1 protein-coding gene is annotated in these 305 nt (G+C 50.8%); it reads left to right on the top strand.

Annotation, left to right across the window (positions count from 1 at the left end):
* Positions 1-44 precede the first annotated feature (44 nt).
* On the top strand, positions 45-305 hold a 261-nt coding region (locus M6F29_RS11300; RefSeq protein ID WP_298159917.1), incomplete at its 3' end, for a MarR family transcriptional regulator.

Here is a 305-nt window from a genome sequence, read left to right as displayed (position 1 = left end):
CGGTCGAGTCAGCCTTGAGGTTGCTCCGGAAAGCGAGCCTTCTCTTGAGAATCCTTGATGCATATTTTGCCAAGCACAATCTTTCCCAACTACGCTTCTTGATACTCATCGTGCTTGACCGCGAGATTGATCGTGATGGGCTTATGGCCAGTGAGATAGCCGCGCGTCTCGATGTCTCGCGTTCAGTTATGACCCGTACGCTGAAGACGCTATTAGATGATGAATTGTTAGACTGTGATGAACATGATGCGGATGGTCGCGCCAAAATTATCCGACTTACTCTAAAGGGGCGGTTGGCCCTGCCC

The organism is Ferrovum sp. (genome assembly GCF_027317285.1).
In the GTDB taxonomy this organism is placed as follows: Bacteria; Pseudomonadota; Gammaproteobacteria; order Burkholderiales; family Ferrovaceae; genus Ferrovum.
This window is presented reverse-complemented; position numbering and strand designations above follow the sequence as displayed.